The following is a 24,362-nucleotide window of genomic DNA, read 5'->3' on the forward strand; positions in this document are numbered from 1 at the left end:
CGTGCAACCGATTAACAACAACGCCAGCCACCGACGTGCACAGTTCGCTGCGCAGGGGCGCGGCTGCCGGGAGCGCGGGCTGGGGGTCGATAAGATCATACGTATGGCGAAAGACTCGATTCGCGCGGTGCAGTTGATTCCGCGACGTCTGCCCGTGGGTCGGCTCGGGGTCTCGGTCGTTGCCGAGCTCGTGGACCTGATTGTGACGGGCCGGTTGAAGGAGGGCGATCTGCTGCCTCCGGAAGCGCCGCTGAGCGAGCATTTCGGCGTGAGCCGGACGGTGTTGCGTGAGTCGGTGAAGCGGCTCGAGGAGAAGGGCCTGGTGACCGTCTCGCAGGGCCGGGGTACGCAGGTGCGGGCGCCGGGGTACTGGAACATGCTCGACCCGGTGGTGCTGTCGGCCCTGATCGACAACGACGAGAGTCTCGGCGTCCTCGACGAGTTGACGGTCGTGCGCGCGAGCCTCGAGTCGGCGATGGCGGGCGCGGTGGCCGGCTCTCACAGCGCTGATGAGCTCAGACGGCTGGAGAACGCGTTGACGGCCATGCGGGAAAGCGAGTCGGAGACGGACTCGTTCCGGCAGGCCGATGTGATCTTCCATTACGCGGTCATGGAGATCTCCGGCAACCGGTTGGCGGAGAACATCGCCAAGCAGGTCTACAAGCGAGCCGTGGAGTCCAGCCGTTACCAGGGCATCAACCCGCCCGACGCGGTGGCGCTCACCCTCAAGGAGCACGAGGCGATCGTCAAGGCCATCGCGCGAAACGACGTGGCCGCCGCCGAGAAGTCGATGCATGATCACATCTGCGGGTCGTGGGAGCGCCGCCGGCTGTCCGACAACGCTCCCCGGCCGCGCGGCCGGAGGCGGGGTCAGAAGAGGCAGTAGACCTCGGCGGCGGTGCTACCGAGCACCCGCCGGCGTTCTGCCTCGGACAGCTCCGTCAACAGGCTGTCCACAGCGGACTTCCAGGCCGCCGCTCCCCCGCCGAGTTCGGCCAGCGGCCAGTCGGAGCCGTACAGGAGGCGATCGGGCCCGAACGCCTCGAGCGCGATCGTCACGCGGTCGGCGAGATCCTCGACACGCCAGGATCCCGGAGCCAGTCCGGAAACCAGGCCCGAGACCTTCGCGACGACGTTCGGACGGCGAGCCAGGTCTCGCAGCCCCGCTGCCCACTCCCTCGTGTCCGCTGCGGGGGCCGGCGGACCGCCCAGGTGGTCGAGCACGAAGCGCAGCCCCTCGTGACGACCGCTCACCAGTGCCGCCTGAGGGAGTTGCCACTCGCGGATGACGAGGTCGAAGCAGAGACCCTCACGATCGAGTGCGGCGAGGCCGAGGGCAACGTCCTCCCGCATCATCCACTCGGGATCTGGATCGATGTGTACCAGATGCCGCACACCCACGACGGGAACGGTCGCGTTCCCACGAATCCGGTCGAGCTGGGGACCGACTTCCGCGGTGAGGTCGACCCACCCGACCAGGCCCGCGACCACTGACTGATCCAGTTGAGCAAGCCGGACGCTCTCCTCCAAGCTGTTGCTCGACTGGACGACGACCGCACGCTCGAGTCCTGTCGAGGCGAGCATGGCGCTCAGGTCGGCCGTGCCGAAGTCGCGGGCAATCGGCGCCATGGTCTGCGGATCGATCCAGTCCTGCGGGTCCAGAGCTCGATCCCACAGGTGCACATGAGCGTCGATCCCGAGGCTCATCCGAGGTGCCACACTTCGTCGATGGGTTGCCACAACGCACCGGGATTGCGTTCCTCGGCGATCCTCACCTGGCACGGATCGGTGTGCGTCCACCACTCCTGCGAAACCGGGTCGTCCGCGATCCGCCGCATGTCCGCATCGTGATCGTCGCCGACGTACTCGTAGTACGCGAACAAGATGTCACCGAAAACGAAGATGCTGTAGTTGCGAACGTTGCATTCGATGAGCTTCTGCTCGACGCCCGGCCAGACGGCGCTGTGCAGGGTCAGGTACCCGTCGCGCTTCTCGGGACGCACACCGACGACGAAAGCCCGGCGCTCCGGCTCGCGCGTCACGAGACCGGCCTCAGCGGTACAGCCGGAACGTCGATCACGTCCGGCTCGGCTACCAGCCGCAGAGCGGCGCGCACAGGCCGGATGTGCGGTCCTGTCGCTGCGGGTACGGCGGCCGCGGAGCTGCCCGGTGACAGCTGGGACTCGTCCACCAGGATGCCGATGCCCGGGCGGTCGCCCAGGATGATCCCTCCGTCGTCGAATTCCTGGTCGACGTCCAGACCGATGGGGAAATGGAGATCCTGGACCTCGTAGGTCAGGAGGTTCGGTACGGCGGCGGCCGCGTGCGCGATCGGGTTCGCGTTGTACGCCACGGGGCTCACCGGCAGGTCGTGACCATGCGCCAGCGTCGCCACCCGGAGGAAGTGGGTGATCCCCCACACATTGCCCACCTGGACGACATCGATGGCCCTGGCGTCGAGCAGCGGGCGATACTGCTCGAGCCCGGTCAGGTTCTCGCCGCTGGCGATCGCCGCACGAACCTTTCCGCGCAACGCGGCCAATCCGGCCGCATCCCACCTGCGCAGCGGCTCCTCCACCCAGGTGAGGTCCATGCGCTCCTCGATCGCTGCCACGTACCGGGCAGCCTGGGCCTGGTTCCACGACTCGTTGGCGTCGAACATGAGCGCGGGCCGGCGGGAATTGCGGCTGAGCACCTCACGGACGATCTCCAGTCGGGGCAGGTCACGGTCCAGGTCACGGCCGCCCTTGAGCTTGCCCGCCTTGAACCCGCGGTCCGCGAAGCGGCCGTAGAGTTCGGCGAGCTCCTCGTCGGTCAGGCCGTACTCGAGGCCGGACGCGTATCCGGGGACGAAGCGTTCGCGCGCCCCGAGAGTCCGCCAGAGCGGCTCTTCGGCCGCCTTGGCCTTGATGTCCCACAGGGCCGTGTCGACGGCTCCGATCGTGCCGAACATGGATCCGGAATGACCGGTTTTGAACACCCAGTCGAGCATCCGGTCGTACAGGGACACGACCGATCGCGGGTCCTCGCCGTCGACGGCGGGGAAGACGCGGGCGATATCGCCATGGGGGCCGACGCCGACGCCTTCGATGCCGGCGTCGGTCTCGATGATGAGGACGGGGACCGGCGTGGTGTCGCCGCTCTGTACGCCGTTGACGTCGCCGGTGACTCTCCCCCAGTCGTGAACGGTGCTCAGGCTTCGGTATCCAGTGATCTTCATATGTGGTTCTCCTTGGGAGCCGGGGCGGTCATTCCTTGGTTCCTCCCGCCGTCATTCCCGTGACGAGGAACCGTTGGGAGAAGAGGAAGACGATCAGCACCGGCAGGATCGACACGATCGTCGCCAACGCCAGGGTGGGCAGCTGGACGGAGTCGGATCCTGCCGAGCTCGGGTTGAACGCGGGGGTCGCGGCCAGCAGCGAGGTGAGGCCGACCTGGATGGGGTAGCCGTCGCTGGAGGGCAGCATCACGAACGGCAGGAAGAAGTTGTTCCAGTTCTGCACGAAACTGAAGAACGCGACCAGAGCGACGATCGGCGCGCCCAGCGGAAGGGCGATCCGGGTGAAAACCTGGAACTCGGTGCAGCCGTCGATGCGGGCTGCTGCCAGCAGGTCACGCGGGATGCTCGTCGAGAAGTAGATGTAGGTGAGGTACACGCCGAAGGGAAAGAACGACATCGGCAAGATCACCGACAGCGGACTCCCGATCAAGCCGATGCTGTTCAGCTCCAGGAAGATCGGCAGCACCAGCGCGGTGCTGGGGATGAGCATGACGACCAGGGTCAGCACCAGGAGTGCTCGGCGCAGCTTGAACTCGGTGAGCGCGAGTGCGTACCCGGCGGGGATGCTCACGAGGAGGGTGATCACCAGGGCGCCAACCGCATAGACAGCGGAGTTGGCGATCCAGGTCGTGACCGCGCCGTCCTGGAAGTCGAACAGCTGACTCCAGTTGGAGACGAAGTCGTGCCATGACCCCACGGAGAACGGGTTCGAGACGGTCAGCGCCTTGGCGGACTTGGTGACCGAGAGCAGCAGCCAAACGATCGGAATGGCGAAGAAGAGGACGAAGAGGGTCACCACGACGCCCGCGACAGCTCGTCCGCTCCATCCGCGGAGGTTCGCACGGCTGCGCTCGATGGAGAGTGCCGGCATACTCATTCCTTCTCGAAAAGGCCGCCGCGGGTCACGAACACCCAGGACAGCAGGAGCGCGACGACCAGCAGGATGAGGGAGATGGCGGCGGCGCCGTTGAAGTCGTTCTGCTGGAACGCGTACTGGTAGGCGAGCTGATTCAGCGAATAGTCGTTGGGGACCACCGCGTTGCTGGCCTGGCTGAGCAGTTGTGGTTCGACGAACAGTTGCGTCCCGGCCGCCAGGGACATGACGCCCATGTAGGCGATCCACTTGCGGAGCAGCGGAAGCTGGATCCGGAGCGCGATCTGTACGGCGCTCGCGCCGTCGACCTGGGCCGCCTCGATCACCTCCGTGCTGATGTTGTTCAGGGCGCCGTACATGATCACGATCCACCCGCCGGCTCCGGTCCAGAACGCGATGATCGCGAAGATCGCCGGCAGGTTCCCGGGCTGGATGACCGCGACGAAACTGTCGAACCCGAGCGCTCGCAGCAGTCCGCTGACCGGGCTGGCTGTGGGATCGAGAACGAACAGCCAGAGCAGGACACTGGATGCGCCGGCAAGAGCGCCGGGGAGGTAGTAGATGAAGCGCAGCGCCGTGCTCGCCCAGCGGAGACGTACGGCGTGGACGAGCAATGCCAGGCCCACGACGAAGACGACGAGCCCGATGAGCCAAATGACGAGGTAGGCGGTCACATGGAGCACGGCCGGCCAGAAACGGAAGTCGCCGACGACCTTCGTGAAGTTACCGAGTCCGGCGAATCCGCCGTCAGCGTTCGTGAACGCCAGCACGACCGCGTACAGCGAAGGAACAACCCCGAAAGCCAGCGCGAGCAGCGCATAGAGCGAGACGAAGACGTAGCCGATCCGGGTGCGACCGGGTGCCCGGCCGTTAGGCCGGGCTGGTCGCCGGCGCTCGGTGGCGCCGGCGGTCAGCTGGTCGCTCGGTGGAGCGATGGTCATGTCAGTTCACCGAATATCCGTTGACCTTGGCCTGGTTCTCGATCGCCTGCTGCCACGTCGGCAGCAGTTCGACGATCGACTTGCCACCGGTGACTGCCGTGGTCACCGTCTTCGCCCAGATCGCTTCCTGGCTGAAGATGCCGTAGCCCCAGCCGTCCCACACCTGCGAGGCAGCGGTGACCACCGGCTGCATCGAGGTCGCGAAGTACTTGCTGGACTCCTGCTTCGCGACCCACTTCTCGGCGGCCGGCGCATAAGCGGGGTAACCCGGCGCGACATTCACCTGGTAGTCGTCGGCAGTTGTGACGAACTGGACGAACTTCTCGGCGGCCGCGAGGTTCTTGGAATGACTGGAGATGAACCAGGTCCCGCCGCCCACGTTGCCGGTGACAGCCTTGTCGTCGCCCTTCCACGGCAGCGGCGCGGCGATGCCGAGCTGGCCGGCGGGCACATTCAGAGACTGTGGGTTGTTGAAGATCGCCCCGGCGTACCAGGCCGGCCCGGGCATCATCAGCACCTTGCCGGAGTACTTCTTCACGAACTCCGGGGTGAAGACACTCACCACGGGGACAGTCCCGTTCCCGCGGAGCGTGTCGAGCATCGACGCCGCCCGCTTGCACTCGGTCGTGTCGGTCTTCACCGTGACTGCCTTGGGACCGGTGACGTCATTGGCCTGGCACTTGCTGGCCCACAGGAAAACCTCCGGCGTCCAGGCGTCACCAGCTGTGCCGATGATGTAGCCGGGGTGCTGCTTGGCCACCTTCTCCCCGAGTGCCTGGTACTCCTCCCAGGTGGTCGGAACGGCGTAACCGAACTGATCCATCAGCGTTTTGTTGTACCAGAGCACAGCCTGCGCGAGGTCGTTGCGGAGGCAGTACACGTGGCCGTCCACAGTGCAAGGGTTGAGCGACCCTTCGGTGAACTTCGCGAGCGTGTCACCAGGGAGCAGACCTTTGTCCAGCACGGCCGCGAATGCTTGCTTACCCCCGCTCTGCTGACTGGCCCAAGCGGCGTCGTTGTTCTGGCTGGAGAAGACGACGTCGGGCCAGCCACTGCCGGCACGATCGAACAGCTGCATCTTCGTGCGGAACGAGTTGGACCCGTTCGCTGAGCCGTCGTAGGAGACGACCTGGATCTTGGTGTCCGGATTGGCCTTCTGGAACGCCTTCGCAGCGGCCTGCCGGTCAGCGTCCACCCAGACCGTGATGGTCGAGGAGGTTTCCTGTTTGGCTTCGGGAAAGCCGTGCGACCCACTCGCGGAGCTGGTTCCGCTGCTGCATCCGGCGAGGGCCAGGAGTGCGGTTGCCGCGCACAGCCCGGCGACGGTCAACGCCGACCTGCGGCGCGAACGAACCACCGTGTGGATTCCGACCATGAGATGTCCTTGTCTTGTCGACTCCGGTGACGACTCGGAGTGGATCTTGGCCCAACAATAGAGCATACGTATGACGTTTTACCATTGCCGCCGACGGGAGAACAGGGGTGAAGCGCGTCAGCGGCCGAGCCACCCGCCGTCGACCGGAAGGATCGTCCCGGAGACGTAGCGGGCGGCATCCGAGGCCAGGAACACGGCGGCGCCGGCGATGTCGGCCGCCGTACCCCAGCGCCCCGCCGGTATCCGGTCGAGGATGGCCCGCGAGCGATCGGGGTCTTCCTGAAGCGCTCGGGTGTTGTCGGTTGCGATGTAGCCCGGAGCGATGCCGTTCACTGTCACGCCGCGTCCCGCCCATTCGTTGGACAGTGCGCGGATCAGCCCGGCCGTACCGGACTTGGCGGCCGCGTAGCCCGGCACGTTGATGCCGCCCTGGAACGACAGCAGAGAGGCTGTGAAGACGATGCGGCCATGCTCGGCCTGCAGCATCCGCCGACCCAGAATCTGGCTGAGCACGAATGCGCTGGTGAGATCTACCTCCAGCACTTCGTCGAACCAGTCGAGGGGGTGCTCGGCAGCGGGAGCGCGGCGGATGGTTCCGGCGTTGTTGACCAGGATGTCCACCTGACGATCGTCCGCGGCGAGCGCTTCGGCGAACTCGATCACTTCTGTGCGCTCAGCGAAATCCACCCGGTGCCCGGAGAAGTCGCGGCCGAGCCGGCGTACGCGGTCTCCGATCGCTGACGATGCGGGGTCGAGAGTGGCCGACACCCCGACGATGTCGGCGCCGGCGGCAGCCAGGGCCTCGGCGACAGCGAAACCGATCCCACGCTTCGCACCCGTCACCACAGCGAGGCGCCCGGTCAGATCGAACGGATTCATGACGCGTTCAGCTCGACGAGCAACTTCATCGCCTGCCCTGCTTCGAGGACGCCGAAAGCCGACTGAACCTCGGTCAGCGGCACGATGCCGGTCACCAGTTTCTCGACCGGTATGGTGCCCTCAGCAACGAGTTCGGCCGCGCGCTCGAAGTCCCGTCGCTCGTAGACCCGCGCACCGAGGATCCTCAGCTCCCGCCAGAACACGCGGTGGAGGTCCACCGGGCGCGGTTGTGCGTGGATGGCCACCACGACGAGCGTCCCGCGGACCTTGACCAGATCGGTGGCGGCCTGAACGGCGGCGGCAGAGCCTGAGACCTCGAACACGACGTCCGCGCCCGCGCCACCTGTCCACTCCTCCACCCAGGCGGTCTGATCGACGGACGAGGGATCCAGTGTCGCGAGCCCCAGCCCAGCAGCGGTAGCCCTGCGGGCAGGGTCGATCTCCGCGATCACGACGTCGGCGCCGAACGCGGCCGCGACGATCGCGATCAACACACCGATGGGTCCCGCGCCGATGACGACGGCCTTGTCGCCGTCCCCGAGCTCCGACCGACGTACGTCGTGAACCGCGACCGCTACCGGCTCCACGAGCGCGGCGTCACGCAGCGACACCCCGGACGGCAGTCTCACCAGAGTCGACGCCGGAACGTTCCAGTACTGCTGGAGAGCGCCCGGGCTGTCGATACCGATGAAGTCCAGGTGCTGGCAGATGTGCTCGTTCCCGGCCCGGCAGGCGGGACATGTACCGTCCCACACGAGCGGCATGACGGTCACCGCGTCACCGATCGACCAGCCCTCCACGCCGTGGCCGAGGTCGACGATCGTGCCCGACATCTCATGCCCGATGGTCGCCGGCTTGCTGACGCGGCCGTCCATGTCACCGTGGAACACGTGCAGGTCGGTGCCACAGATGCCGACATAGGCCACCGCGATGCGGACCTCTCCGGGGCCGAGATCGGCCGGTTCACGCTCCTCGAGCGCCATCGTCCGGTCACCCACATAGTTCACCGCCAACATCGCTGTCTCACTTCCTTCTCGCTCGGCACCGCGCGGCCGAAGCGGCCGACGGGCTTGCGCAGCCTAACCCAGGACGTGCGCAAACGTAATACGTATGCTGAAACGCGATACACTCCGCGTCCATGCACAGCGACCACCTTCCCGGCGCGTTCGCGCAGCCGCTGCCGACCCGGCGCCTCCGTACTGGCCACCAGCTCACAGAGCTGGGCCTGGGCGCTGCCCAGTTCGGCAACCTGTTCAGGGAAACGACCGACGAACGATCGACGCGCGCCGTCAGGTCCGCGCTCGACGAGGGGATCCTTTACTTCGACACCGCACCGCACTACGGCCTGGGTCTTTCCGAGCACCGGCTCGGACGTGCCCTGGCCGATACCGCCGCCGACGTCCTCATCTCCTCGAAGGTGGGCCGCCTGCTGGTGGAGAGCCCGGAGACGGCCGATCGGCTCGACGACGACGGGTTCGTCGTACCTGCGAGGACGAGGCGGGTCTGGGACTTCAGTCGGGACGGGATCCTCCGTTCCGTGGAGCAGTCACTCGCCCGACTCGGTACGGACCGGCTCGACATCGCCTACCTGCACGATCCCGACGACCACTGGGAGCCGGCCTCGTCCAGCGGAATCGCCGCCCTGATGGAGCTGCGGGACCAGGGCGTTGTCGGCGCGATCGGCGCCGGCATGAACCAGTCGGCGATGCTGGCCGAGTTCGTCCGGCGGACGGACGTCGATGTCGTGATGGTCGCCGGGCGGTTCACACTCCTCGACCAGTCGGCTCTTGACGATCTGCTGCCCATTGCCCGTGAGCGCGGCGTCGGCGTAGTCGCCGCAGCGGTCTACAACTCCGGCCTGCTCAGTACGGCGACGGTGGACAGCTCCGCGCACTACGACTACGAGCAGGCGCCGAAGGCCGTCGTCGAGCTGGCGATCCGTGTCGCCGTGGTCTGCGCACGGCACGGTGTGAGCCTTCCAGCGGCCGCCGTCCAGTACCCCTTGCGTCATCCCGCGGTCGTGTCGGTCGTGACCGGAATGCGCACCGAGGAGCACATGCGGAGCACGGTGAACCGTTATCGGGAGGACATCCCGGAATCGCTGTGGGAGGAGCTGCACTCGAGCGGTCTCGCTCCAGATCCCGCCCGGTCCAGCTAGGCACGTCCACGTCAGACGACCTCTTGTCGCAAACATCATACGTATGCTAACTCTGTTCCGGGGTATCGACGCCCCCTAGAACAGGAAGCGATCGAACATGACATTGAGGTCTGAATCGCGACGCTCGATGACCACGACCAGAGGCCGCAGATCGGCCGTCCTCGCGCTGCTCGGCGCCGGCGCCGTCATCGCCGCGGCGCTCACCCCGTTGAGTGCGCAGGCCGCGCCCGCGACGGTCTACTACGCGGCGCCGGACGGCAAGGACTCCGCACACTGCAGCCAGGCGAAGCCGTGCTCGCTGGAGCGAGCGCAGAAGGTGATCCGTCCGGCGGTGAAGCACGGCGACGTGACCATCCAACTTGCCGACGGCAACTACCGCCTGTCGGCGCCGCTCCGGTTCGGAGCCGACGACAGCGGCGGCGATCACACCATCCACTGGACTGCCGCGCCCGGCGCTCACCCCGTCATCACGGGCGCGTCGAAGGTCACCGGCTGGTCCAAATCCGACGCGGGCCCCGGGATCTGGGTGGCGGACACCCCGAGCGGCCTCGACACCCGTCAGCTGTACGTGAACGGCGTGATCGCTCCGCGCGCGTCCATCCGCCTCGCCAACGCGGACGTCACCCCCACGGCGACAGGTCTTACCCTCAAGAACCCGGCCCTGAGCTATCTCGCCACACTTCCCGACCAGAGCCGGATCGAGTTCGAGTCACTGGGCGACTTCACCAACCGGTACTCACCGGTTCAGAGCATCAGCGCGACCGAGATCACGATGGCGCAGCCGGCCTGGAACAACAACACCTGGGGCTGGGACACGGTCCAGAGGTCGTTCCTGGCCGGGCCGTCCTGGTACCTCGACAACTCGCTGAGCTTCCTCACCCAGGTCGGTCAGTGGTACATCGACCCGACGGGCGGAAGGCTCTACTACAAGCCGGCTGACGGTGTGGACCCGAACCAGCTGGACGTCGAACTCCCCCGGCTGCAGTCGCTGATCAGCATTGGCGACACCTACGACCAGCCGGTCACCGGGCTCGCCTTCGAGGGGATCCAGTTCTCCGGTACGTCGTGGCTCGGCCCCTCGACCGACGGGTACGCCGACCAGCAGAACGGGCTGTTCATCAAGGGCGCCTACGACTATCGGCCCGCCGACGCGTTCACGAGCTGCTCGCGCGGCTGTGAAATGTTCGAACGGGCGCGCACCAGTTGGTACCAGGAACCCGCTGCCGTACAGGTATCGGCGGCCAGCCGCATCTCGTTCACGGGGAACACCTTCACCAACCTCGGACAGTCGGCGCTGGGGATCGGCAACGACGCGAACGCCACCGTGACCGGAGTCGGGCTCGGAGCGAGCGACATCGATGTGGTCGGCAACCGGTTCGTGGAGAACAGCGGCCACGGCGTCGCGGTCGGCGGAGTACTGCCCGACGCCCACCACCCCAGCGACCCGAGGATGACCAACCGGGACATCCTCATCGAGAACAACACGATCAACCGGGTCGGGGTGGACTACAAGGACAACAGCGGCATCCTCAGCACCTACGTCACCGATGCCAGGATCCTCCACAACGAGGTCTCCAACGTCCCCTACGACGGCATCGACACCGGCTACGGCTGGGGCATCAACGACGCCGGAGGATCGAACGACTATGTCGACCGCGGCTACTACAACTGGAACACCCTGTACTCGACACCGACCACGCTCAAGGACAACCGCGTCGAGGGCAACCTCGTGCACAACACGAAGGCACGCTTCGCCGACGGCGGATCGGTCTACAACCTGTCGGCGAGCCCCGGCACGGTGGTCAGCCAGAACTACCTGTTCAACATCTCGGGCGTCGGCCTGTACCTCGACGAGGGTTCGCGTTCGATGACCTACGAGAACAACGTGGTCCAGGGCGGTTCGTTCGTGTTCACCAACGCCTCCAGCCTCCGGAACAACACCAGCGACAACGTCATTCAGAACAACTGGTACAACTCCGGTGGTGCCTCCACGCCCAACGCCGTCGCACACAACAACAAGCTGATCAACAACCTGAAGATCAGCGGTGCCAACTGGCCCGCGGGCGCACGTGACGTGATCTGCGCCGCGGGCGTCGCACCGCAATACCGGACCTCGCTCAACGCGAACCAGTTCGGCTTCAGCGGCTGCCCGGTCGATGCGGCCGTCGCACCCGGGTTCGCCACTGCCGGGGCATCCGCTGTCAGCTCGTACTTCGGCCAGAGCGGCGACGGCTTCGGGATTGCGGCGGCCGGCGCCGACGTCTGGGGCGCCGGCGGTCAGCACGACGACCAGTTCGGCTCGATCTACCGGGCCGGTTCGTTCGCACCGCAGGCGAGCCTTTCCGCCCGGGTCGTCTCGGTCAACGATGCCAACGTCTGGGCCAAGTCCGGAGTCATGGTCCGCAATGACATGACGAAGGCGGGAGCTTCGGCCGGCTATGCCGTCGTCGCGGCCACCGCCCGCAACGGTGTCGTCTTCGAGTGGGACGCCAACGGCGACGGCTACCTGGACACCGACGCTCGCGCGACCGTCGACAGCTACCGTCCCGTCTGGGTCAAGCTCGCCCGATCCGGAACGTCGTACAGCGCCTCGTACTCCTACGACGGTCAGAACTACGTCCCGATCGGCGCGCCGGTAACCCTGCCCTCGGCCGCAGCACAGCAGGACGCAGGAATCTTCTCCACCTCGCACGACGTGACCCAGTCCGCAATCAACCAGTTCGACTCCGTGCAGTTCGCCGGCTAGGCCACGCGACCTGCATCCCACTGGTGACCGCAGGCCTTCCACCCCCCCGGGTGGGAGGCCTGCGGCTGGAAATCAGCGGGTCCGTGTGTCAGGTCCAAGCGGCTGCGAGGCGCTCGTACTCTTCGGGGGTCACCGGCAGTACTACGCCGTGGCAGGGATCTTGCGGCAACCGGTGGTCCTTGGACGGGATCCACGAGCCGCCGGCGAGGTCGGTTGTCTCGAAGGGGACGTAGCGGCGTTCCGGGGTGAACTCGTCGATCCAGAGGTACCACTTGTTCTCGGTGTTCGACTTGTAGACCAGCGGTCCCTCGCCCTGGGTGATCGCGCCCAGGCCGATGCCTTCGGTCAGCGGCTTCCACTCGGCGGCCGTCAGCGAGGTCGATGTCTCAGAGAACACCGTCTTGCCGAACGGCGCCTCGCCACCGCGGCTGCGTTCGTCTTTCAGGAAGCGGTAGTAGACGCCGTCATGATCGATCACGGTGGTATCGATCGTTTGCCAACCTCGGTCGATCCATACGCGCGGCTCGGAGAACTCGCGGAAGTCGCGGGTGGTGGCGTACATGATCCGGTTGTAGCTCTCGCCCTCGTGTTCGGCGTTGTCGTAGAGCGTCGAGGACCAGTGGACGAGGTAGGCATCTTGTTCGGGGTCCCAGACCGCCTCCGGGGCCCAGGTGTTGCCGGCCTCGGGCGGCGCGACCTCGACGAGCCGACCCTCTCCCCAGTTCACCAGGTCCGCCGACTCCCAGACCATGATCGAGCGGCTGCCCCGGCGCTGGTGCCGGTCCCAATCCAGACTCACGTAGAGGCGTAGATCGGTCGCGATCAGGTAGAACCGGTCGCCGTCCGGGGAACGCACGATGTGCGGGTCGCGGACACCGCCTTCACCAAAGGTGGAGTACAGGACTGGCTTGCCGTCGTTGAGGTCGTCGAAGTGCAGCGGGTCGTTGCCGTCGCTCAAGGCGAAGTAGATCTGCTCGCCGTCGACTGATTCACGCTTGAAATGCGCGAAGAGGTAACCCGCGTATGTCTGCTTCATCTCCACTCCGGTCAGCCTGCGCGAAGCTCGATGGCGAGGCAGTTCGCCACCTCGAGCGGCGCCGACGAGGGCAGCCGGACGACGAGGATGCCGTGGGCCTGCTCGAAGGGTACGGCGCCGTGGCCGAGCAGGCGGACGCCGGTGACGGATTCGCCGGCGATGGCGCGGATCACGGCCCGGCCGTCGTCCGGCCAGGCCAGCTGGAAGGCGTACACGGTGTTGTCCCGGCGGGTGAAGCGGTAGTCGGAACTCGTCCAGCTCACGCGGTCTTCGGTGAACCCGTCGATGATCACGCTCGAAGGTCCCTCGCCGAACACCGTGAAGGGTCGTGTGCCGTAGATACCCTCGCCGCAGACCTTCATCCAGGCGCCGAGCTCGTCGAGCAGGTGCGTGCATTCGAGGTCGAGCGAGCCGTCCGGCAACTGCGGCACGTTGAGTAGGAGGTTTCCGTTCTTCGACACGATGTCGACGAGCATCTCCACCACGTGGCCGGCGGTCTTGTAGACGTCACGAACGTTGTAGAACCAGTCTCCGACCGAGGTGTCCGTCTGCCAGGGCTTCGGCTGGATCCCGGGCGTCTGGCTGCGTTCGATGTCCATCACGCCGACGGCGCTGATCGCGGGCCGGCGATCCTTCTGCTGGTAGACCGCACGGTTCGTGCCGTGGATCCGTGCACTGGTGTTGTACAGGTGGGACACCGCCTGCAGACCGGGCGTGTAGTCGATCTCTCCGAAAGGCAGCGGCCCGTCCGAGTACAGAACGTCGGGCTGATAGCGATCGATCATCTCGGTCACGGCCTCGAGCCAGTGCCGGTGCCACCCGGGGTCGTCGCAGTACCACGGATCGGGCACCACGACATCTTGCTGGTAGCGGCTGTTGTCGAGGTACAGGTCCCGGTTGGCCGGATCAGTTCCGTCGTACGGCACCCCGGCGAACGGTCCGTGGCGGTCACTGCCCTTGTTGACCGACATCCATCCCAGTGCGGCACCGAGGTGCTCGGTGATGCCGAACGGCAACCCGTGATCGTCCGCGGCGGCCTTCCAAAGCGCGAGGATGTCCTTGCCAGGCCCCACCTTCACCGAGTTCCAGCGGTGGATGGCCGACTCGTAGTTGAAGAAGTTGTCGTGGTGCACGGCCTGCGCCACGAAGTACCGCGCACCGGCCGCCGTGAAGCGCTCCATCAGCTCGTGTGGGTCGAACTTCTCGGCCTTCCACAGCTGTACGACGTCCTTGTAGCCGAACTGGGACGGGTGCCCGTAGGTCCGCAGGTGGTAGCGGTACTGATCGCTGCCCTCCCGGTACATGTGGCGTGCGTACCAGTCGCCGTACCGCGGCACCGACTGCGGTCCCCAGTGCGACCAGATCCCGAGTTTCGCGTCCCGGAACCAGTCGGGGCATTCGAACGTTGTCAAAGACTCGAAGGTCGGGTCGAACGGCACTGGTCGCTCCTCGTGAGATGGGAAGTTGGACCGGCCGGAGGGCTCCGGCCGGTCCGGACGTGACTTACTTGCCGGGCATCTTGTCGTAGGCGGTTTGCTGGATCTCGAGGTAGCGCTTGAGTCCGAGGCCGTCGAGGCCCTTCAGGTAGGCGTCCCAGTCGGTGTCGATGTTCTTCGAGCCGGTGACGAACTGGAGTGCGTTCTGCTGCACGTAGCTGTCGATGTTGGTCTGCAGCGTCGCGACCTCGTTGGCCTGCGTCGGGTCGATCCACACCTTCCAGTACGGGTAGATCTTGGCCTTGTCCTCGTGGCCGGCGTACAGCTTGGTCGCCTCGTAGAGCCGTCGCTCGTAGCCCGCCTGGGAGTAGAGGTCGGTGCTGATCGCCTCGGAGTTCCGGAACCTGGCCGTGTTGTTGTACTGCGCCAGCGCGCCCCAACCCGAGTTCGGCGGCTTGCTTCCGGCCTTTTGCGGGATCTGCTTGAAGATCGGCGTCAGCGACTTGTCCAGCGCGACATCGCCGGTCGCCGGCTTGGTCCAGGTCTTGCCTTCGGTGCCGAACTGGCCGTTGATCTGACCCTCGTCGGTGAAGATGTAGTCGAGCAGCTTGATCGCCTGGATCTGCTCCTCCTGCGTCGCCTTGCTGGTCAGCACGAACGTCGCACCCGGCGCGCTCGGGAAGTTGTAGCCGGTGAAGTTCGCGCCTTCCGGCCCGGTCAGCGGCGGTACGGCGTCGTACTGCTTGTCCCGTCCGTCGGGCGAGCCGGTCGTGACGAAGATGCCCGGGTGCAGCACGGTGGCGGCGCCGAGGACGACCGTTCCGGCGTGGTTGCCCTGCTGCTGCAGGGCGTCCGGGTTCTGGGTGAAGGCGCCCTTGTCGATCAGGCCTTCCTTGTAGAGCGAGTTCAGATACTTCAGGCCGGCCTTCCAGCCATCCTTGTTCGCCTGGATGTCGACCTTGCCGTCGTTCAGTACCAGCGTCGAGTTGTTGTTGCCGCTGGTGCCTTGCGGGTCGTAGATGAAGGCGTTCATGAAGTACGGGATCAGCACGTCCCGCACGTCAGCACTGAGCGGGATTTCGTCGGCCTTGCCGTTGCCGTTCGGGTCCTGGGTCTTGAACGCCTGCAGGACCTTGCGCATGTCCTCGGTGGTCTTCGGCTGCTCCAGGCCGAGCTTCTTCAGCCAGGCCGAGTTCATCCACAGCTTGTCCTGGTACGTGCAGTGGAAGCAGTCGACCCACTGGGGTATCCCGTAGATCTTGCCGTCCGGCGCGGTCGCCATCGCCTTCCACTCCGGCGTCGCGTCCAGCGCCTTCTTGATGTTCGGCGCGTACTGGTCGATCAACTGGTTCAGGGGTACGACGACACCCTGGTTCGAGAGCTTCAGCAGGTCGGTCTGGGTGAACTGGTCGACCCACGGGATCAGCAGGTACAGGTCCGGATAGTCACCGCTGGCCAGCGAGATCTGCCGCTTCTCCTTGGCCGGGCCGCCGTCGAAGGTGGTGTTCTGCCACTTGATGGTGAGGTTGAACTTGTCCTTCACCGTCTTGGTGAAGTCGTTCGTGGCCAGGTTCCAGTCGGCCGACTGCGGCGCGAACACATCGAGGGTGACCGCAGGATTCCCGGTGATCGTGGGCAATGGCTTACCCACCTGATCGTCCGATCCGCCGCCACCGGAACAGGCGGCGAGCGTGAGTGCCAGGAGACTCAGGCCGGCGATTGCGGCACGCCTCCGCTTTGTGAACTGTACAGACATAGGTCCCTCACAGGGGTCGAGGTGATGCGGAGGATCAGCCCTTGACGGCGCCGATCATGATTCCCTTGGTGAAATAGCGCGCGACGAACGGATAGATGAGCAGCACCGGGACGCTCGCCACCACGATCAGCGAGTACTTGAGCAAGTCAGCCAGTTGCTGGCGTTGCAGGACGACGGAGGCGTCGACAGCTCCACCGCCGGTCGTGTTCAGGATGAGGATGTTGCGCAGGACCAGCTGGAGCGGGAACAGGTCCGGGTTCTTCAGGTAGATCAGCGCGTCGAAGTACGAGTTCCACTGCATGATCGCGTACATCAGCGCGACCACCGCGATCATCGGTTTCGCCAGTGGGATCACCACCGACCACAGGAACCGCAGGTCACCACACCCGTCCAGCTGGGCGGCCTCGACCAGTTCGTCGGGGATCGCGGTCCGGAAGTAGGTCCGGGCGATGATGACCTGCCAGACCCCGATCGCCTGCGGGATGATCAGCGCCCACCGCGTGTCCAGCAGGCCGGCCGACTGGACCACGAGGTACGTCGGGATCAGGCCGCCGGTGAACAGCATCGTGAACAGGATCAACGTCATCACGACGTTCCGGCCGACCAATGTCCGCCGCGACATCGGGTAGGCGATCGCGATCGTCATGATGACGCTGACGATCGTGCCGACGACCGTGTAGAACAACGAGTTCAGATACCCCTGGACGATCTGCGGGTTCTGGAACACCGCCTCGTACCCGCGCAGCGTGAACTCCACCGGCCAGAACAGCACCCGACCGGACGACACCGCCTCGGCACTGCTGAACGAGCTGGCCACGATGTACAGCAGCGGCAGCAGGACTACCGCGAAGAACACCGCCAGCAGCAGGTACACGCAGATCAGGAAGATCCGGTCGGTCCGCGGTTCGTGGATCCGGCGGGTCCGTGCTGCCCGTCGTTCGATCCGCTTGCTCGGCGCCGGTTTCACTTCGGTCTGGACGCTCATGACCACAATCCGTTCCCGGTGATCCGCTTGGCGATCGTGTTCACCATCAGCAGCAGCGCGAGGTTGATGACCGAGTTGAACAGACCGATCGCGGTCGCCCCGCTGAAGTCGGCATTCAGCAGACCCGTCTTGTAGACGTAGGTGGCGATGATCTCGGACTCACTCAGGTTGAGCGGGTTCTGGAACAGGAACGCCTTCTCGAAGCCGATCGCCATGATGTTGCCGACCGCAAGCACCAGGATGATCACGGCCGTCGGCATGATGCCAGGCAGGTCCACGTGCCGGATCCGCTGCAGCCGGCTCGCACCGTCGATCCGGGCCGACTCGTGCAACGCCGGATCGATCCCGGACAACGCAGCCAGGTAGATCACCGCGGAGTACCCGGTGGTCTGCCAGACATCGGACCAGACGTAGATGTGCCGGAAGTAGTCCGGGTTCCCGAGAAAGTCGACCGCCGGTACGCCGAAGAAGCCCAGCCCCTCGTTGACGATGCCGAGCCGCGGCGACAGCACCAGGATCGTCATCGACACGACCACCACGGTCGAGATGAAGTACGGCGCGTACGTGACCAGCTGGACGCTTCGCTTGAACAATCCGTTGCGGATCTCGTTCAGCGCCAGCGCGAGGATGATCGCGATCGGGAAGCTGGCCGCGACGGTGTAGACCGACAGGATGAAGGTGTTCTTCACCAGGGTCCAGAACACCGGGTTGTGGAAGAACAGCTCGAAGTTCTGCCAGCCGACCCACGGGCTCCCCCAGATACCCTTGGTCACGTTGAAACTCTTGAACGCCAGCACCGCGTTCGACATCGGGATGTACTTGAACACCGCGAACCAGACCAGCGGCACGACCATCAGCAAGTACAGCGTCCAGTGCCGACGCAAGCTGCGGCGTAGTCCCTTGATCCCGGGTCGCTCCCGCTGCCGTCGCCTGGGCCGGGTCGTCTCACCGGCCGGTGGCCGGATGGTTGTCAGGGTTGCCATGAAACCTCCTCCTCCAAGCCGGCGATCAACTCGAGCTCACGCGGTGACCGACGCCGGCCGTCAACCTGACCGGCATCCGATCGTCGCCGTGGCGTACGACCCGCTCCTGATCCCGATCGGCGGTCAGGACTGCTTCGACGCTGCCTGGCGTCCAGGCGATGTCGACGGTGACCCCGCCACGAGCTCTCAGGCCCGTCACCCGCCCGCTCGGCCATTCGGCAGGCAGGGCGGGCAGCAAGTGAATCTCGCCGGTGTGACTGTGCAGCAACATCTCCACGATTCCCGCCGTAGCACCGAAGTTGCCGTCGATCTGGAACGGCGGATGTGCACAAAACAAGTTCGGGTAGACCCCCGCGCCGCTACCAGGTCGCCCGATCGCCGTGTCGTCCGCGGGCCGCAGGAACGCGCGGACCAAGCGGTGCGCCGCAACCGCGTCGCGGAGGCGTGCTCGCAGATTGATCTTCCACGCCAGCGACCACCCCGTAGCCTCGTCGCCCCGCAGGTCCAACGTCCGCGCCGCCGCGGCCGCGAGGACCGGTGTGCTGTCCAGCGTGATCGCATCGCCCGGATGGAGACCGACCAGGTGCGACATGTGCCGGTGGTGCGGATCTTCTTCGAGCAGGTCCGCTGCCCACTCCTGCAGCTGTCCCTGCGCACCGACCGGCGGCTCGGGCAGTCGCTTGCGGGCAGTGGACAGCTCAGCGACAAGGGGGTCGACAACATCGAGCAGCTCGGCAGCCTGTTCGACCCGCTGGAAGAGATCCGAGATGAGGGTCAGGTCCATGGTCGCCGACCGGGTCACCGATGCGGGCTGTCCGTCGTCGGCGATGTAGTCGTTCTCCGGCGATGTCGACGGCGCCGTACCGAGGGTGCCGTCCGGCATCTCCACCAGCCAGTCCAGGCAGAACTCCGCGGCCCCCCGCAGCACGCGCCACGACTCGCCGAGGAACTCCAGATCCCCGGTGAACGCGTAGTGGTCCCACAGATGGCGCGACAGCCAGGCACCGGCCATCGGCCAGTTCGACCACCGCGGATCACCCTCGACCGGGAACGTCCAGCACCATGCGTCGGCATTGTGGTGCGCGGTCCAACCGCCGCAACCGTACCGTTCGCGAGCCGTACGACGACCCGCCTGGGCAAGCTGATCGATATACCGGAGCAGCGGTTCGTGACACTCGGACAGGTTGGTCGTCTCCGCCGGCCAGTAGTTCATCTCGGTGTTGATGTTGATCGTGAAGTTCGAACTCCACGGCGGCCGCAGGATCTCGTTCCAGATCCCCTGCAGATTCGTCGGCAGGCCGCCCGATCGCGAACTCGCGATCATCAGGTAGCGACCGTAGTTGAAGAGCAACGCCGCCAGCGCGGGGTCCTCGACGTCGCCCGCTCGCGCGACCCGGCCGTCGGTCGGCAGATCCGCCTGACCTGCCGGACCGGCCAACTCGAGCGACGAACGACGGAACAGCCGCTGGTGATCCTGCCGATGATCAGCCAGGAGTTGGGCGTACTCGCGATCGCGCGCCGCCAGCACCATCTGATCCGCGGCAGCCCAGCAGTCCGCTGCCGATCGAGTCGGCGAGGTCGACGGCCCGGCGTACCCAGTGCCGGTGGAGAGGATCAGCGTGACTTCGGTTGCGTCTTCGACCGTGAGCTCGGTTTCGCCGGCCCGGATCTCTCCGTCGCTCGTGGCCCGCAGTGCGATCGCCGCCTCCATGCCGCGGTCCGCGCCCTCGGAGTACCGGATCGGTTCCGGAACATCGCGATGCGGAGGAGCGACATCGGCAGGAGCCTGCAGCAGCAATCCGAGCCCGTCCTCGACCGCATGCGCTCGCGAATGCAGCTGCGATGTCAACCGGCACGTCAGCGCCAGCACCGGCTGGGAGGCGGTCATTCGCACAACCAGGACACCGTCCGGCGCACTGACGAAGGCCTCCTGCCGCACCACAACTCCGCCGATGTCGAACTCCGCCGTTGCCGTCGCGGTATCGAGATCAAGCTCCCGCCGGTAGTGCGCCACATCGCCGGCGGCAGGCGTGGCGCCATCGACACGAAGGTCGAGCAGGAGATCGCCCAGGGGCAGGTACGCCTGGCAGTAGCCGGAGTGAAAACCGCGCGCCAACTCGTGCGCCCGGCGAATGTCGCCGTCCCCGAGCGCCTCGCGCACAGCCTGTACGGCGTCGGCACCGGTCGCACCGAGCGGAGTCGACAACGAGCGAGCGGTCTCCGGTCCGCCGGACCACAAAGTCTCGTCGTTCAGTCCGATCCGATCCCTGCCGATACCACCGAAGCACATCGCCCCGATCCGCCCGTTGCCGAGCGGCAACGCCTCCAGCCACGTTGCAGCCGACCGGTCGTAGAACAGCCGCTGCATACCGGAGCGGTCCGAGCTCACCAGGTTGCCCATACCACGGTCCTCCGTCGAGATGACGAGGTATTAATCCTATGAATTGTCGGGATCGTAGCGCTCGCTCGCACATTGGTCCATACTGAACGGCATCAAAGCTCAGAAAGATCCCATCTATCGCTGATCGACAGGGGCCTGCCATGCCACGCATCACCTCGGTGGAGGTCGTCGACGTCCGCTTCCCGACCTCGCTGACCAGCGACGGATCCGACGCGATGAACAAGGACGGCGACCACTCCGCGGCCTACGTCGTCCTGCACACCGACGACCCGGATCTCGCCGGGCACGGCTTCACCTTCACCATCGGGCGCGGTAACGACCTGTGCGTCGCCGCCGCCGCTCAGCGCGCCGAGCCACTGGTCGGGCGAGACGTCGGCGAACTGTGTGAAGACCTCGGCGGGACCTACCGCGAACTGCAGTCGGACAGCCAGCTGCGATGGCTCGGCCCGGACAAGGGCGTCATCCATCTGGCCCTGGCCGCGGTCATGAACGCGGTGTGGGATCTGGCTGCGCGACGGGCCGGCGTACCACTCTGGCGGCTGCTGACGGACATGTCGCCCGAACAACTCGTCGAGGCCGCCGATCTGCGGTATCTCACCGACGTGCTGACACCGGAACAAGCTGTCACCCTGCTCAAACAGCAAGAATTGGGCCGCAAGCAACGAATCGAGGAACTCGAGGCATCCGGCTACCCGTGCTACACCACCTCCGCCGGATGGCTCGGGTACTCCGACGCCAAACTGCGCAGGCTCTGCGAGGAAGCCGTTGCCTCAGGCTACAAACACGTCAAGCTCAAGGTCGGCGCCGACCTGGACGACGACATCCGGCGCTGCGGCATCGCCCGCGAGGTTCTCGGGCCGGACGGTCACCTGATGATTGACGCGAACCAGGTGTGGGATGTGCCGCAGGCGATCGAATGGGTCAAGGCGCTGGCCGAGTTCGACCCGCTGTGGATCGAGGAACCGACCAGTCCCGACGACATCCTCGGTCACGCCGCGATCCGCAAGGCCGTGGCGCCCATCGGCGTCGCCACCGGCGAGCATGGGATGAACCGGGTGCTCTTCAAGCAGATGTTCCAAGCCGGCGCCATCGACTACTGCCAGCTCGACGCAGCCCGCCTCGGCAGCGTCAACGAAGTACTCGCGGTCTACCTTCTCGCCGCGGTGTTCGACGTACCGGTCTGCCCACACGCGGGTGGTGTCGGCCTGTGCGAGCTCGTCCAGCACCTTGCGATCTTCGACTACGTAGCCGTATCAGGCAGCCTCGACCGCCGCGTGACCGAGTACGTCGACCACCTGCACGAACACTTCGTCGACCCCTGCGTGATCCGGAACGGTGCGTACGTGCTTCCGAGCACACCGGGCTACAGTGCCGAGATGTACAGAGCGTCACTGCAGACCTATCAGTTCCCGGACGGTGCCTACTGGGCAGCCCGCGCGGACAGTGAGCCACTTCCATGACCCCCGGCAAGCTGGCCGAGCAGTCGCGCACCCCCGGCGTTTCACAGACCGACGTCGTAGTCGAGAGCATCCGGCAGATGATCATCGACGGCCGGCTCCGGCCGGGCGACCGGCTTCCCGTCGAGAAGGACCTCGCGGCGGCATTCGGCGTGTCCAGGAACCCCTTGCGCGAGGGGGTGCGCGCCCTGTCGATGATGGGAGTCCTCGAGACGCGCCAAGGTGACGGTACCTATGTCACCAAGCTGGATTCTTCGATGCTGCTGGCCCCGCTCGGCTTCGTTGTCGACCTGCAGGACGGCAGCGGGACCCATCACCTGCACGCAGTACGCCGGATCCTGGAGACCGAAGCCGCCGCCGCGGCCGCGCTGCGGATCGGCTCCGCGGAGCTCGACGCCGCCGCCGAACTGTTGCGCCACAACGAAGCCCAACTGACACTCGACGAGCCCAACCACGAGACGGTGATCGAGAACGACATCGCCTTCCATCGCATCATCGCGGAGGCGGCCTGCAACCCTGTGCTGGCCGCGCTGATCGACGCGCTGGGTGGACGAACGATGCGCGACCGGCTGCGCCGATCCATCTCCCAGCCCGGCGCCGACGAGACCGCCCACCGCGAGCACCTCTCGATCCTCGCCGCACTGACAGCCCAGGACCCCGACCGGGCACGCACCCGGATGGCAGCCCACCTGTTCACCGTCGAGGACTACCTCCGCGAACGAAGCATCGTGAGCCCGACCACGAAATGAGAGCTGTGGATGAAGCTGCTGCGCTGGAGTACGCCTGACCTGACACTCACCTTCGCGCTTGACGACGGCCCGGTGCGGCTCATCGCCGTACGCCCAGCCTCACAGCCGGACGGCAGAGAGGCGGACCCCAGCCAGCCACTCGTCGAGGTCTCCGCCGTCGGGCACGGACTCTCGCCGAGCACCAACCGGCACGTCGACACCAGTCTTGGGCAACAGTTGCGCTACGTCCGTCACGAGGAAACCCAGACGACGTTGCAGATCACTCAGGAGGAGCCCACCACCGGTCTGCGCGTCACCACTGTGCTCGAAGCCCGCGCCGGCGTACGCGCCTGGTCCGAAGCCTCGATAGCCGGCCCGGGGAGGCTTGAACTCACGTTCCTGTCGTCCCTGGTCGTCGGCCTCGCGTCGATCGACGCCGAGCTGTATTCCGCCGCCAACAGCTGGATGGCGGAGAACCGATGGTCAGCCCGGCCACTGCGCGCTGAGGCACTGGCGAACATCGTCCGCGATCCGCATCATCACGTCGCCCGAAGCCGGCAGACGGTGACCAACACCGGCTCATGGTCGAGCGGGGAGCGGCTGCCCGTCGGTGTGCTCGTCGAGTCGGGTACGCCGTACGCCCTCGGCTGGCAGATCGAGCACAACGGACCGTGGCACTACGAGATCGGCGAGACCCGGCGTGGCGGCTACTTGCTGCTCAGCGGCCCCACCGACCAGGAACATCAATGGAGTGTCGAGCTCACAGCCGGCAAGCCATTCACGACGGTTCCCGTGTCACTCGTCGTCGGAACGGATCGAGACAGTGTGTTCGCCGCACTCACCCGTCAACGCCGCGCCGTACGCAACCGACGTCCGATCGACGACCGGATGCCGGTGATCTTCAACGACTACATGAACACCCTCGTGGGCGATCCGACGACCGAGAAACTTCTGCCGCTGATCGACGCGGCCGCGGACGTGGGGGCGGATTACTTCTGCATCGACGCCGGATGGTACGCCGACGGTGACTGGTGGAACACCGTCGGAGCCTGGCAACCGTCGACCACCCGGTTCCCGAACGGGCTCACCGAGGTGATCGACCGGATCCACTCACACGGCATGGTGCCCGGCCTCTGGCTCGAGCCCGAGGTGATCGGGGTCCACGCGCCGATCGCCCGCGAACTCCCCGACGACGCGTTCCTCACTCGCCGCGGCACTCGGGTCGCAGAGTCCGGCCGCTACCTGCTCGACCTGCGCAACCCGCTGGCTCGGCAGCACCTCGACGACACGGTCGACCGGCTGGTCACCGACTTCGGCGTCGGCTTCT

At 66.0% G+C, this 24,362-nt stretch carries 20 protein-coding genes; 6 read left to right on the forward strand and 14 right to left on the reverse strand.

What is annotated here, in order from left to right; all coding sequences use genetic code 11:
- Nucleotide 1: 1 nt before the first annotated feature.
- Complete coding sequence (locus AB0E63_RS39970; protein WP_360378105.1) at nt 2–886, forward strand: FadR/GntR family transcriptional regulator; 885 nt, start codon at nt 2–4, stop codon at nt 884–886.
- Here AB0E63_RS39970 and AB0E63_RS39975 read toward each other — a convergent pair.
- The 8 genes from AB0E63_RS39975 to AB0E63_RS40010 form a co-directional block, all read right to left on the reverse strand.
- Nucleotides 871–1,707, reverse strand: coding sequence for an amidohydrolase family protein (locus AB0E63_RS39975; protein WP_360378108.1), 837 nt, complete (start codon nt 1,705–1,707; stop codon nt 871–873). The two genes, AB0E63_RS39970 and AB0E63_RS39975, sit on opposite strands and share 16 nt — an antisense overlap.
- Complete coding sequence (locus AB0E63_RS39980; protein WP_360378111.1) at nt 1,704–2,042, reverse strand: L-rhamnose mutarotase; 339 nt, start codon at nt 2,040–2,042, stop codon at nt 1,704–1,706. The genes AB0E63_RS39975 and AB0E63_RS39980 overlap by 4 nt, the downstream gene beginning before the upstream one ends.
- On the reverse strand, nt 2,039–3,220 hold the full coding sequence (locus tag AB0E63_RS39985; protein WP_360378114.1) for a mandelate racemase/muconate lactonizing enzyme family protein: 1,182 nt from the start codon (nt 3,218–3,220) through the stop codon (nt 2,039–2,041). The genes AB0E63_RS39980 and AB0E63_RS39985 overlap by 4 nt, the downstream gene beginning before the upstream one ends.
- Nucleotides 3,221–3,248: 28 nt before the next feature.
- Entirely contained in the window at nt 3,249–4,151 is a 903-nt protein-coding gene (locus tag AB0E63_RS39990; protein ID WP_360378117.1) for a carbohydrate ABC transporter permease, read from the reverse strand.
- 2 nt (nt 4,152–4,153) lie between these two features.
- Complete coding sequence (locus AB0E63_RS39995; protein ID WP_360378120.1) at nt 4,154–5,095, reverse strand: sugar ABC transporter permease; 942 nt, start codon at nt 5,093–5,095, stop codon at nt 4,154–4,156.
- Between the two features lies 1 nt (nt 5,096).
- Complete coding sequence (locus tag AB0E63_RS40000) at nt 5,097–6,470, reverse strand: ABC transporter substrate-binding protein (RefSeq protein ID WP_360378123.1); 1,374 nt, start codon at nt 6,468–6,470, stop codon at nt 5,097–5,099.
- Between the two features lie 117 nt (nt 6,471–6,587).
- The gene (locus AB0E63_RS40005) at nt 6,588–7,349 is read right to left on the reverse strand and encodes an SDR family oxidoreductase (protein WP_360378126.1); all 762 of its coding nucleotides are present in this window, start codon (nt 7,347–7,349) and stop codon (nt 6,588–6,590) included.
- Entirely contained in the window at nt 7,346–8,365 is a 1,020-nt protein-coding gene (locus tag AB0E63_RS40010) for an alcohol dehydrogenase catalytic domain-containing protein (protein WP_360378129.1), read from the reverse strand. The genes AB0E63_RS40005 and AB0E63_RS40010 overlap by 4 nt, the downstream gene beginning before the upstream one ends.
- A gap of 122 nt (nt 8,366–8,487) precedes the next feature.
- Between AB0E63_RS40010 and AB0E63_RS40015 the strand changes: the two genes are divergently transcribed.
- On the forward strand, nt 8,488–9,507 hold the full coding sequence (locus AB0E63_RS40015) for an aldo/keto reductase (RefSeq protein ID WP_360378132.1): 1,020 nt from the start codon (nt 8,488–8,490) through the stop codon (nt 9,505–9,507).
- Between the two features lie 127 nt (nt 9,508–9,634).
- Nucleotides 9,635–12,253 (forward strand): right-handed parallel beta-helix repeat-containing protein, encoded by a 2,619-nt coding sequence (locus tag AB0E63_RS40020; RefSeq protein WP_360378134.1) that lies wholly within the window; start codon nt 9,635–9,637, stop codon nt 12,251–12,253.
- Between the two features lie 88 nt (nt 12,254–12,341).
- Here the strand turns inward: AB0E63_RS40020 and AB0E63_RS40025 are convergent, their stop codons facing one another.
- The 6 genes from AB0E63_RS40025 to AB0E63_RS40050 form a co-directional block, all read right to left on the reverse strand.
- Nucleotides 12,342–13,289, reverse strand: coding sequence for a glycoside hydrolase family 43 protein (locus tag AB0E63_RS40025; protein ID WP_360378136.1), 948 nt, complete (start codon nt 13,287–13,289; stop codon nt 12,342–12,344).
- Between the two features lie 11 nt (nt 13,290–13,300).
- The gene (locus AB0E63_RS40030; RefSeq protein WP_360378138.1) at nt 13,301–14,728 is read right to left on the reverse strand and encodes an alpha-L-fucosidase; all 1,428 of its coding nucleotides are present in this window, start codon (nt 14,726–14,728) and stop codon (nt 13,301–13,303) included.
- A 64-nt stretch (nt 14,729–14,792) separates the two neighbouring features.
- Nucleotides 14,793–16,376: an ABC transporter substrate-binding protein gene (locus AB0E63_RS40035; RefSeq protein ID WP_360378141.1), complete on the reverse strand. Its 1,584-nt coding sequence runs from the start codon at nt 16,374–16,376 to the stop codon at nt 14,793–14,795.
- A 139-nt stretch (nt 16,377–16,515) separates the two neighbouring features.
- Nucleotides 16,516–17,466, reverse strand: coding sequence for a carbohydrate ABC transporter permease (locus tag AB0E63_RS40040; RefSeq protein WP_360378144.1), 951 nt, complete (start codon nt 17,464–17,466; stop codon nt 16,516–16,518).
- A complete protein-coding gene (locus tag AB0E63_RS40045) occupies nt 17,463–18,449 on the reverse strand; it encodes an ABC transporter permease subunit (RefSeq protein ID WP_360378147.1) in 987 nt (328 codons plus the stop codon). Before AB0E63_RS40045 ends, AB0E63_RS40040 begins: the two co-directional genes overlap by 4 nt.
- A gap of 25 nt (nt 18,450–18,474) precedes the next feature.
- Entirely contained in the window at nt 18,475–20,850 is a 2,376-nt protein-coding gene (locus tag AB0E63_RS40050) for a glycoside hydrolase family 95 protein (protein ID WP_360378150.1), read from the reverse strand.
- Nucleotides 20,851–20,990: 140 nt separating this feature from the next.
- Between AB0E63_RS40050 and AB0E63_RS40055 the strand changes: the two genes are divergently transcribed.
- From AB0E63_RS40055 to AB0E63_RS40065, 3 genes are all read left to right on the forward strand, one after another.
- Nucleotides 20,991–22,310 carry an L-fuconate dehydratase gene (locus tag AB0E63_RS40055; protein WP_360378153.1) on the forward strand — a complete coding sequence of 440 codons (1,320 nt, stop codon included), beginning with the start codon at nt 20,991–20,993 and terminating at the stop codon, nt 22,308–22,310.
- Nucleotides 22,307–23,056 carry a FadR/GntR family transcriptional regulator gene (locus tag AB0E63_RS40060; RefSeq protein WP_360378156.1) on the forward strand — a complete coding sequence of 250 codons (750 nt, stop codon included), beginning with the start codon at nt 22,307–22,309 and terminating at the stop codon, nt 23,054–23,056. Before AB0E63_RS40055 ends, AB0E63_RS40060 begins: the two co-directional genes overlap by 4 nt.
- A 9-nt stretch (nt 23,057–23,065) precedes the next feature.
- A partial coding sequence (locus AB0E63_RS40065) for a glycoside hydrolase family 36 protein (RefSeq protein WP_360378158.1) occupies nt 23,066–24,362 on the forward strand: 1,297 nt, incomplete at its 3' end.

Source organism: Kribbella sp. NPDC026596 (genome assembly GCF_040638415.1).
Lineage (GTDB): Bacteria > Actinomycetota > Actinomycetes > Propionibacteriales > Kribbellaceae > Kribbella.

Bases quoted from the DNA above. Each gene is read 5' to 3' on its own strand.
- AB0E63_RS40000 (WP_360378123.1), bottom strand. From the start codon at position 6,470: ATGGTCGGAATCCACACGGTGGTTCGTTCGCGCCGCAGGTCGGCGTTG.
- AB0E63_RS39985 (WP_360378114.1), bottom strand. From the start codon at position 3,220: ATGAAGATCACTGGATACCGAAGCCTGAGCACCGTTCACGACTGGGGG.
- AB0E63_RS39990 (WP_360378117.1), bottom strand. From the start codon at position 4,151: ATGCCGGCACTCTCCATCGAGCGCAGCCGTGCGAACCTCCGCGGATGG.
- AB0E63_RS39975 (WP_360378108.1), bottom strand. From the start codon at position 1,707: ATGAGCCTCGGGATCGACGCTCATGTGCACCTGTGGGATCGAGCTCTG.
- AB0E63_RS40020 (WP_360378134.1), top strand. From the start codon at position 9,635: ATGACCACGACCAGAGGCCGCAGATCGGCCGTCCTCGCGCTGCTCGGC.
- AB0E63_RS40045 (WP_360378147.1), bottom strand. From the start codon at position 18,449: ATGGCAACCCTGACAACCATCCGGCCACCGGCCGGTGAGACGACCCGG.
- AB0E63_RS40015 (WP_360378132.1), top strand. From the start codon at position 8,488: ATGCACAGCGACCACCTTCCCGGCGCGTTCGCGCAGCCGCTGCCGACC.
- AB0E63_RS40025 (WP_360378136.1), bottom strand. From the start codon at position 13,289: ATGAAGCAGACATACGCGGGTTACCTCTTCGCGCATTTCAAGCGTGAA.
- AB0E63_RS40005 (WP_360378126.1), bottom strand. From the start codon at position 7,349: ATGAATCCGTTCGATCTGACCGGGCGCCTCGCTGTGGTGACGGGTGCG.
- AB0E63_RS40040 (WP_360378144.1), bottom strand. From the start codon at position 17,466: ATGAGCGTCCAGACCGAAGTGAAACCGGCGCCGAGCAAGCGGATCGAA.
- AB0E63_RS40060 (WP_360378156.1), top strand. From the start codon at position 22,307: ATGACCCCCGGCAAGCTGGCCGAGCAGTCGCGCACCCCCGGCGTTTCA.
- AB0E63_RS40010 (WP_360378129.1), bottom strand. From the start codon at position 8,365: ATGTTGGCGGTGAACTATGTGGGTGACCGGACGATGGCGCTCGAGGAG.
- AB0E63_RS39995 (WP_360378120.1), bottom strand. From the start codon at position 5,095: ATGACCATCGCTCCACCGAGCGACCAGCTGACCGCCGGCGCCACCGAG.
- AB0E63_RS40050 (WP_360378150.1), bottom strand. From the start codon at position 20,850: ATGGGCAACCTGGTGAGCTCGGACCGCTCCGGTATGCAGCGGCTGTTC.
- AB0E63_RS40055 (WP_360378153.1), top strand. From the start codon at position 20,991: ATGCCACGCATCACCTCGGTGGAGGTCGTCGACGTCCGCTTCCCGACC.